The sequence below is a fragment of the Erwinia artemisiae genome, from assembly GCF_051400835.1.
Classification (GTDB): Bacteria; Pseudomonadota; Gammaproteobacteria; order Enterobacterales; family Enterobacteriaceae; genus Erwinia; species Erwinia aeris.
In genome coordinates this window covers 163,122-173,055 of record NZ_JBLFFM010000004.1, presented here as the reverse complement: position 1 = coordinate 173,055, position 9,934 = coordinate 163,122, and the positions used below count along the sequence as shown (strand labels likewise).

Sequence of the window (9,934 nt, the reverse complement as noted above, 5' to 3'; positions counted from 1 at the left end):
CCTTTACCTGTGCCTGACTGATGGCTCGTTAACTGGGGTTCCACGGCTATGATGCCCTACAAATTTCCACTGACTTCCGGTAACGTCACCCGGTTTTTCGTGATGTTTATCCTGGTACTGCTGTTGGCATCCGGATTTATGATCCACAACGCCGTTAACGCCTGGCTGACCGATAAACGCTATGCGATGGCGGATATCGCTCACGTTATGCAGAAGCGTATCGACACCTACCGGTTCGCTACCTGGCAGATTTATGAAAATCTTGCGGCCAATGCCGCAGGCTCGCCGCCGAACAGCCTGCAGGAAACCCGCCTGCGTCCCGATGTCTATTATCTTGAGAAAACCCGCCGTAAAACCGAAGCGCTGATTTTTGGCTCGCACGACAGCAGCACGCTGGATATGACGCTGCGTATGTCTAACTATCTGGATACGCTATGGGGCGCCGAAAACAGCACCTGGTCAATGTATTTTCTCAACGGGCAGGATAACAGCCTGATTTTAATTTCGACGCTGCCGTTAAAAGATATGGCGACGCGTTATAAAGAGAGCGCCATCAGCACTATTGTCGATGCGCGCCGCGCGGAGATGCTCCAGCAGGCCAACGCGCTGGACGAGCGGGAAAGCTTCTCGCCGCTGCGCCGCTTTACCTGGCAGAATGACCACTATTTTACCGTGCGCACCACCTTTAACCAGCCGGGCCACCTGGCCACCGTGGTCGCCTTCGATTTGCCGATTAACGATCTGATCCCACTGAATATGCCGCTGGAAAATTTCCAGCTGAAGCAGGATATGGCCGGTACCGGCAGCAGCGCCAGCGTGAATGAAGACAGTACGCACAGCACTAAAGTCACGCTGCTGAATCCCAATGTAGAAATCGCCGCCTCGCTGACCAGCACGCCGTTGCAGCTGGTTTATCGCGTGCCGATCCTCGGCCTGATCGCCGACACGCTGCGTAACCTGATGTGGCCGCTGCTGGCGAATTTTGTGCTGCTGCTGCTTTCGCTGGCCGGTCTGCTGCTGCTGCGCCAGCAGTCGCTGCGCCCAAGCGAAAACCAGAGCGCCGAACTGGAGTCGCTGCGCATCCTCAACGAAGAGATTGTGGCCAGCCTGCCGGTTGGCCTGCTGGTGTATGACTTTGCCAGCAACCGCACGATTATCAGCAACAAAATCGCCGAGCACCTGCTGCCGCATCTCAATCTGCAAAAGATCATCAATATGTCCGATCAGCATCAGGGCGTGTTGCAGGCTACCGTTAACAACGAAGTTTATGAGATCCGCCATGCGCGCAGTATGCTGGCAGCCAGCACCCAGCTGTTTATGATGCGCGATCAGGATCGCGAGCTGTTGGTGAATAAAAAGCTGCAAAAAGCGCAGCAGGTGCTGGATAAAAGCCACCAGACGCGTCAGCAGCTGTTGCAGAATCTGGGACACGCGCTGAACCGGCCGCTGGGCGATGTGATCGGCCATTTGCAGGCTATCGAATCCGCGCAGCCTGGCGAGCAGCTGGAAGACGCGCTGCAGGAAGCGCAGGCGCTGCGTCGGCTGGTGGATGATATCGTGCTGTTAAATCGTCTGGAAACGCACGACTGGGCGCCGGACGCCGAAGCCTTTAACCTGCAAAGCGTGCTTGATGAGCTGGTGACCGAGGCCCTGCCCTCGCTGCGGCGTAAGGGTCTGAAGCTGGTGGTCAGCAACCGTCTGAACAGCGACGAGAACCGTTTTGGCGATCGGCGCGCTATTTACAAAATCCTGACCACTCTGCTGCACTATTCCATTACCAGCACCAGCTGGGGCCGCATCTCTATTGAGGTCAGCCATCCTGCCGATCGGCCGGACAGGCTGGCGATTGAAATGGTGGATACCGGCGCCGGACTGACGGTGGACGAGATGGGCAACACCGATTTTCCTTTCCTCGGCGAAACCAGCTTTGACCGTTTTGGTCAGGCTTCGGGGCTGGCGTTTTTCCTTTGTAAGCAGCTGTGCAAACAGCTTGGCGGGCATCTTGAAATTGTCGCGCGTCCCGATATCGGCACCCGTTACAGCATCCAGGTTCATGCGCCGCAGGAACATCAGCAGGCTCAGGAAGAGAAGCTGCTGGAAGGTCTGACCGCGTTAATTGATATCAACGTGGATGAGGTCAGAAAAATTGTGGTGCACCAGTTAGAAAACTGGGGCGCCAGCTGTATTACGCCGGACGAGCGCTTTTCCGGACAGGATCACGATGTGCTGGTCACGGACGACCCGGCCAGCCTGACGGCCTGGTCGCTGCTGCTGACGGATGATGAGGCGGGCTACACCGCGCTTTCCCGCGATCGCTTCAGGGTGAATTTCAATATCAGCAGCGCTATGCAGGATGCGTTACTGCAGCTTATTGAGCTTCAGCTGGCCCTGGATGAGACCGAAGAAGAGGAGACGCCTGCGCAGCTGTTCGCGCCAGGCTATTTCCAGCTGTTTGTTGAGACAGTACCAGATGATGTAAAGAGATTGTATAATGAGGCAGCAGAAAGGGACTTGAGTTCGCTTGCTCAGACTGCGCATCGCCTGAAGGGTGTGTTTGCCATGCTTAATTTGACACCGGGCAAGCAGCTTTGTGAAACGTTAGAACAGCACATAACCGAGTGTGACAATTCAAACATTAAAAATACCACCAGTGAAATTGACCGCTACGTCAACGAACTGCTGCAGCAAGGTAACCAATAATATGAACAACCTGAACGTAATTATTGCCGATGACCATCCTATTGTTCTGTTCGGCATTCGCAAGTCACTTGAACAGATTGAATGGGTCAATGTTGTCGGTGAGTTCGAAGATTCCACAGCATTAATCAACAGCCTTTCCAAGCTCGACGCCAACGTCCTGATCACCGATCTGTCGATGCCTGGTGAAAAATATGGCGACGGTATTACGCTGATTAAGTATATCAAGCGTCACTATCCGGACCTGTCGATCATCGTTCTGACCATGAACAACAACCCGGCCATCCTCAGCGCCGTGCTGGACCTGGACATTGAAGGGATCGTGCTGAAACAGGGCGCGCCAACCGACCTGCCTAAAGCGCTGGCCGCACTGCAAAAAGGCAAGAAGTATACGCCGGAAAGCGTGGCTAAACTGCTGGAGAAAATCAGCGCGGGCGGCTACGGCGACAAGCGCCTGTCCCCGAAAGAGAGCGAAGTGCTGCGCCTGTTTGCGGAAGGTTTCCTGGTAACCGAAATCGCCAAGAAGCTGAACCGCAGCATCAAAACCATCAGTAGCCAGAAGAAGTCGGCGATGATGAAGCTGGGCGTGGATAACGATATCGCGCTGCTGAACTATCTTTCATCCGTCAGCACCATGCCGGTGGATAAAGACTAAACCCCCAAGGCTTGTCCTGAGCCTGGCTCCCGCCAGGCTTTTTTTATTGTCCGCGTTACCCTTCCCGGCTTTTCCTGACCCGATCCGCGTAAAACGCCAGCGTCTGCTGTAGCGTGTCCAGCGTAACCGGCTTCGACAGACAGTTATCCATACCCGCTTCCATGCAGCGCTGTTTTTCTTCCGCCAGCGCGTTGGCGGTGACGCCGACCACCGGGAAGGTCAGGCCCAGCTGCCGCAGGCGCTGCGTCAGGCGATAACCGTCCATATTCGGCATGTTGACGTCGGTCAGGACAATATCAATCTCGTTGCGGCTCAGCACGTTGAGCGCATCCACGCCATCCTGCGCCGTTTTCACCCGATAGCCCAGCGAGCCAAGCTGATCGGACAGCAGCATGCGGTTGATAGGATGATCGTCCACCACCAGGATAAGAATATCTTCGTTGGTGACGCTTTTCTCGTCCGTTTCCGGCAGCTCTGACGAAGCGTCCGGCATCTCTACTTCAACACGATAGATGCGTCCCAACAGCGCGGGCAGCTCGTGCGGCGTGGTGGTGCCGTAAACCCAACGCCCCGGCGAGAGCTCCTGCGGGCCATCGTTATGGCTGCCGTCAAAGCGGATAGTCGCCCGGTGCACCTGCTGACTCTGGAAGTCGTAATCGGTCACGATCACGTCATCCGGCTCGCAGCGGCTTAGCTCATGCAGGCGCTGCACCTTCAGGCCGTGCCCGTCGAGCAATTTTTCCAGGAAAGCGGCCAGCGCCTCGTTACGCAGTTCCAGCCAGCAGGTTTTGCCTTCCAGGCCTTCGTGCCGCTGTGGGGTTTTCACCTTGCTGTTATAAAGCGGAATGCGCACGATAAACTGGCTGCCCATTCCCGGTTCGGAATCGACCTCAATATCACCGTCCATCATATTGATCAGCTTTTCACAGATAGCCAGCCCCAGGCCGGTGCCCTGGAAATTACGCTGCACGCCGGTGCCGACCTGGAAGAACGGATCGAACAGGCGGGTGATCTCTTTGGCCGGTATGCCCACGCCGGTATCACGCACGCGGAAAGCCAGATAGCCGTCTTTAACGTAGGCCTGCAAAATAATGCCGCCGGTGTGGGTAAACTTAATTGCATTGTTCAACAGGTTAGAGATGACCTGCTGAAGGCGGATCGGATCGCCGTCCAGCGTGACCGGCACGTCGCTGTCGATAAAGCACCAGAGCGTCAGGCGTTTTTTCACCACCATCGCCAGATAGTTAGAGGCGATATGGGTGATCACCTCGCGCGGCGCGAATTCCCGTGGTTCAATACGCAGCTGCTCGGACTCAATTTTAGAGAAGTCGAGAATATCGCTGATGATTTTCAGCAGCAGGCTGGAGGAGTTATTCATCGCCGTGACCAGCGACTCTACGCCTTTCGGCAGCGCGCGGGTTTGCAGCAGATCCAGGTTGCCGATAATGCCGTACAGCGGCGTGCGCAGCTCGTGGCTGACCGTGGCCAGGAACATGGATTTCGACTGGCTGGCCTGCTCGGCAGCCTGTGCCATTTCCTGTAGCGACTCTTCCATTTTCACGCGTGCGCTGACGTCCACCAGCACGCAAATCGCCACGTTTTCGTTGCGATAGCGCGAATGCACAAAGCTGATTTGCAAATTGGTATTGCTGCCGGTCAGCACGTCGACAAAGTTAACCTGCTGGCCGCAAATAATTTCGGTCAGGCGCTGCCTGTCTTCCTGCGTCAGCATACTGAGGTAGTTATGTGCCAGCTCGTTGCTGAGGATATTGGTGCCGTCGCTGGTGCGCAGGATGCAAATGCCGACCGGAGCAGAGGCGACGATTTTACGGTTAAACTGCTCGTGCTCTTCCAGGCGATGGGCATTATCTTCGGCGGGCAAAAACATGCGCCGCTCAAACAGCCAGGCCAGCGTAAACAGAATAATGGCGCTGATGACGTTCAGCAGGATGGCATTGATGATCAGCATTTTCAGCTTTTCGACCATCTCGTTGGTCTGCACCGAATAGACCATGGTCAGCGAAGACGGCGTCAGCGTTTTTTTCAGCACCAGCTGTTTGTAGCCGTTGATATAGCCGAACCAGGTGCTGTCGTCGGGCAGATCGTCCAGCGATATCCGGCTGCCGGGCCGGGAAGAGGTCAGCACGCGCTGATTGTCTGCGTCCAGCAGCATAGCGTTGACCGGGAAGCTGCCCGGCACCACAAAATCATCCAGGCGGATGGTTTGCTCAATACCCAGCAGCGCCGCCATTTTGCTGGCGACATACACCGGCGTCACCATATAGTAGTAGCCCGTACCGGGCTGGCTGGCCGGCGCGATCCAGAAGAAGCTGTTTTTGCGCTCTTCATCATTGCCGCTGCGGTATTTCAGGATGCGTTCGTGCAGCGCTTTCAGCGCGCGCTCGCGGTCGGCGGAGGCGTTGCCGACGCCAAAGTCTGCCAGGCACAGGCTTTCACCGCCAATAAAGAACACCCTGTTCAGCTCATAGGCGGAAGCGAAATTGGCTTTCCAGTAGTGCAGGAAATAGCTCAGCGACTCCAGCGAATTGCGCCAGACGTCGCTCATGGCGCTACAGTCAGAGTCGGAATAGAGCGGATAAAACTGTGGCAGCGCCGTTTTGCCGGGAAAAACGCCGTTGAGCACGTCAAGGCCATTGGCGGACGCGTTCAGCCGGTTCTCGGCGATATATTTCAGTTCTCGCGTAACGTCTGTGGAATGGCGAATATACCATTGCGCCTGCTCAAAGCTGGCGTTGAACTCCTGCCGTACCTGCGCCTCTTTCTCGTGCAGCACGTTAATAATATAAAAGGTGGTGAGCAGCGCACCGAGCGTCCAGAGCATCAGCGCCAGCGCCCGGAACAGATAGCGAGAGATCCTTAACGTTGTTCTGAACGAGACTAAATATTTCAAACGGAACCTACAGTGGCGGCTGGTCGGGATGACAAATACGATCCCGCTACAGTACCGCCAGAGCCGTTAAAAAGCCAGTTACCCGTACGCTCAACGCGCTGTTTTCTGCGTAAAACGCCGCGCTTACTTAAGACTTTTCCGGATAACCGTCAGCGGAACGGCGACAGGCCGCAAAAACGTCGCTTTTTTGCGCCAGCGCGGCCAGTTTCTCGGCAGATTCATTCATACAACCCAGCGATAGCGCAATAATCTCCTCTCTGGAAGGTCGGCGCGCGCTCTGGCTTTGCGCTTTTTGATTTTTTCTCGATAACATAAATAGCCTCCTGCACATATGTCTGATGATAAAGATAACCGGCCGCCTCTGCGTGCCGGATAAGAAGACGATGATACAACCTGCCCAGCTTTTTCCGGATCGCCACCGCTACCAGCATCATCGGCCGATGCCGTTGCGAAAAATCCTCTATGGCGGCCCCAATTCCCTGCACCATAAACTTCTCCAGCTCGCTACGCGTAAAGTTCATGCCGCCGTCAGGCTTAAAACGTCCCTCTTTGCCTGGCAACAATAGCGCATCGTGCGGATAAAAGCTTACTATCCAGGCGAAATTTTCAACATAATCATGCGTCCAGTTTCCAGTAAAAAGAAAGTACATTGCCCTGTGTAATGGATTGATCTCAACAATGTATTCCCGTTTTCTTCCGTCCCGCTTAATTACGCTGACCAGATAACATCCTCCCCTGCCCGTCAGCGGAGAAAAATAACGTTCGGCTTTGATTTGCATGGCAACCCTCCGTAGTTCGCCCTGCGTGTATAGCAATCCTCTTCGCCGCTGTCCGTTTCGGACGCCAATCCTGCGTAGCGTCTTCCGCATTTTCTTCGGCGCATAAAAAAAGGCCGGTTCACTGAACCGGCCTCTGGCACCTTAAGCGGAAGAAATTACTCTTCTTCGTCGCCTTCCGGCGCGTCATCTTCCATCACTTCCGGCGCGATGTCCTCGTCGCCTTCGGCCACGCTGCCGTCGATAGCATCCAGCTCTTCTTCAGCAACCGGCTCGGCCACGCGCTGTAGGCCCACCACGTTTTCATCTTCCGCAGTACGGATCAGAATAACGCCCTGGGTGTTACGGCCAACCACGCTGACTTCAGACACGCGGGTACGCACCAGCGTACCGGCATCGGTGATCATCATGATTTGATCGCTGTCGACCACCTGCACCGCGCCGATAACCGGCCCGTTGCGCTCGGTGACCTTGATCGAGATAACGCCCTGGGTCGCACGAGACTTGGTCGGGTACTCGCTGTTGGCGGTACGCTTACCGTAGCCGTTCTGCGTCACCGTCAGGATAGCGCCGTCATCACGCGGCACGATCAGCGAGACCACACGATCGCCTTCCGCCAGCTTAATGCCGCGCACGCCCGATGCGGTACGGCCCATCGCGCGCACCGCGTTCTCGGCGAAGCGCACCACTTTACCCGCCGCAGAGAAGAGCATCGCTTCATCGTTGCCGTTGGTCAACGCCACGCCGATCAGCTCATCGTCTTCACGCAGGTTGACGGCGATAATGCCGGCGCTGCGTGGACGGCTGAACTCGGTCAGCGCGGTTTTCTTCACGGTGCCGCTGGCGGTCGCCATAAAGATGTTCCAGCCTTCCGCGTATTCACGCACCGGCAGAATTGCGGTGATGCGCTCGTTCGCTTCCAGCGGCAGCAGGTTGACGATAGGACGTCCACGCGCGCCACGGCTCGCTTCCGGCAGCTGGTAGACCTTCATCCAGTAGAGACGACCACGGCTGGAGAAGCAGAGGATCGTATCGTGGGTGTTGGCCACCAGCAGGCGGTCGATAAAGTCTTCTTCCTTGATGCGTGCTGCCGACTTGCCTTTGCCGCCGCGACGCTGCGCTTCGTAATCCGTCAGCGGCTGATATTTCACGTAGCCCTGATGCGACAGGGTCACGACCACATCTTCCTGGTTGATCAGATCTTCAATATTAATATCGGCGCTGTTGGCGGTGATTTCCGTGCGGCGTTTGTCGCCAAACTGGTCACGCACCAGCTCCAGCTCTTCGCGGATCACTTCCATCAGGCGCTCTGCGCTTTCCAGAATGCGGATCAGCTCGGCAATTTGCTCCAGCAGCTCTTTGTACTCGTCCAGCAGCTTTTCGTGCTCCAGGCCGGTCAGCTTCTGCAGACGCAGATCCAGGATCGCCTGGGCCTGCTGTTCGGTCAGGTAATACTGGCCGTCGCGAATGCCGTACTCTTCTTCCAGCCACTCCGGACGCGCCGCGTTGTCGCCCGCGCGTTCCAGCATGGCGGAAACGTTGCCCAGCTCCCACGGACGCGCCACCAGACCCGCTTTCGCTTCCGCTGGCGTTGGCGCGTGGCGGATTAGCTCGATAATAGGATCGATGTTGGCCAGCGCGATCGCCAGCGCTTCAAGGATATGCGCGCGATCGCGAGCCTTGCGCAGTTCAAAGATAGTCCGGCGCGTCACCACTTCACGGCGGTGGCGAACAAAGGCTTCCAGAATATCCTTCAGCGGCATGATCTTCGGCTGGCCCTGATGCAGCGCCACCATGTTGATGCCGAAAGAGGTTTGCAGCTGGGTCAGCGAGTAGAGGTTGTTCAGCACCACTTCGCCTACCGCATCGCGCTTCACTTCCACCACGATGCGCATCCCGTCTTTATCGGACTCATCGCGCAGCGCGCTGATCCCTTCCAGACGTTTCTCTTTCACCAGCTCCGCCATTTTCTCGATCAGGCGCGCTTTGTTCACCTGATAGGGAATTTCGTGGATGATGATGGTTTCGCGGCCGGTTTTAGCGTCCACTTCCACTTCGCCACGCGCGCGGATATAGATTTTGCCGCGCCCGGTACGATAGGCTTCTTCGATGCCGCGACGGCCGTTGATGATGGCGGCGGTCGGGAAGTCAGGCCCCGGAATGTGTTCCATCAGCCCTTCAATGCTGATGTTCTCATCTTCGATATAGGCCAGACAGCCGTTGATCACTTCCGTCAGGTTGTGCGGCGGAATGTTGGTCGCCATGCCCACGGCGATGCCCGAAGAACCGTTAACCAGCAGGTTCGGGATCTTGGTCGGCATGACTTCCGGGATCTGCTCGGTGCCGTCATAGTTCGGCACGTAGTCGACGGTTTCTTTTTCCAGATCCGCCAGCAGCTCGTGAGCGATTTTAGACATGCGCACTTCGGTATAACGCATTGCCGCAGCGGAGTCGCCGTCAACGGAACCGAAGTTGCCCTGGCCGTCTACCAGCATGTAGCGCAGCGAGAAAGGCTGCGCCATACGCACGATAGTGTCATACACGGCGGTATCGCCATGCGGGTGATATTTACCAATAACGTCGCCGACAACACGGGCTGACTTTTTATAAGGTTTGTTCCAGTCATTGCCCAGCACGTTCATGGCATAGAGCACGCGACGGTGTACTGGCTTCAGGCCATCGCGGACGTCTGGCAATGCACGGCCAACGATGACCGACATGGCATAATCAAGGTAAGAGTTCTTTAGCTCTTCTTCGATATTGACCGGTGTGATTTCTCTGGCCAGGTCACTCATGGAGGCGCTTTCCTTCTAAATTATACCCGGATTTAAAGGTGCGAAAGTATATCACCTTTAGGCACTATGGTGAACGGAAAGCGTCGTTCCGCCCGCTTTA

At 56.1% G+C, this 9,934-nt stretch carries 5 protein-coding genes; 2 read left to right on the top strand and 3 right to left on the bottom strand.

Annotated features, from left to right (window positions below; genetic code table 11):
• The first annotated feature begins 48 nt into the window (after positions 1 to 48).
• Together rcsD and rcsB are read left to right on the top strand one after the other, a co-directional pair.
• Positions 49 to 2,700 carry a phosphotransferase RcsD gene (gene rcsD / locus ACMGEE_RS11410; protein WP_394149417.1) on the top strand — a complete coding sequence of 884 codons (2,652 nt, stop codon included), beginning with the start codon at positions 49 to 51 and terminating at the stop codon, positions 2,698 to 2,700.
• Position 2,701: 1 nt separating this feature from the next.
• Entirely contained in the window at positions 2,702 to 3,352 is a 651-nt protein-coding gene (gene rcsB, locus ACMGEE_RS11405) for a response regulator transcription factor RcsB (protein ID WP_034938033.1), read from the top strand.
• Between the two features lie 55 nt (positions 3,353 to 3,407).
• Here rcsB and rcsC read toward each other — a convergent pair whose 3' ends face one another.
• From rcsC to gyrA, 3 genes are all read right to left on the bottom strand, one after another.
• Positions 3,408 to 6,263, bottom strand: a complete 2,856-nt coding sequence (rcsC, locus tag ACMGEE_RS11400) for a two-component system sensor histidine kinase RcsC (RefSeq protein ID WP_436830050.1) — start codon at positions 6,261 to 6,263, stop codon at positions 3,408 to 3,410.
• Positions 6,264 to 6,481: 218 nt separating this feature from the next.
• A complete protein-coding gene (locus ACMGEE_RS11395) occupies positions 6,482 to 7,042 on the bottom strand; it encodes a hypothetical protein (RefSeq protein WP_436830049.1) in 561 nt (186 codons plus the stop codon).
• A 155-nt stretch (positions 7,043 to 7,197) separates the two neighbouring features.
• A complete protein-coding gene (gene gyrA / locus ACMGEE_RS11390) occupies positions 7,198 to 9,834 on the bottom strand; it encodes a DNA topoisomerase (ATP-hydrolyzing) subunit A (RefSeq protein WP_253459830.1) in 2,637 nt (878 codons plus the stop codon).
• Positions 9,835 to 9,934 lie beyond the last annotated feature (100 nt).

Coding starts and splice junctions, on each gene's coding strand:
- rcsD (WP_394149417.1), top strand. CDS start 49: ATGATGCCCTACAAATTTCCACTGACTTCCGGTAACGTCACCCGGTTT.
- rcsB (WP_034938033.1), top strand. CDS start 2,702: ATGAACAACCTGAACGTAATTATTGCCGATGACCATCCTATTGTTCTG.
- ACMGEE_RS11395 (WP_436830049.1), bottom strand. CDS start 7,042: ATGCAAATCAAAGCCGAACGTTATTTTTCTCCGCTGACGGGCAGGGGA.
- gyrA (WP_253459830.1), bottom strand. CDS start 9,834: ATGAGTGACCTGGCCAGAGAAATCACACCGGTCAATATCGAAGAAGAG.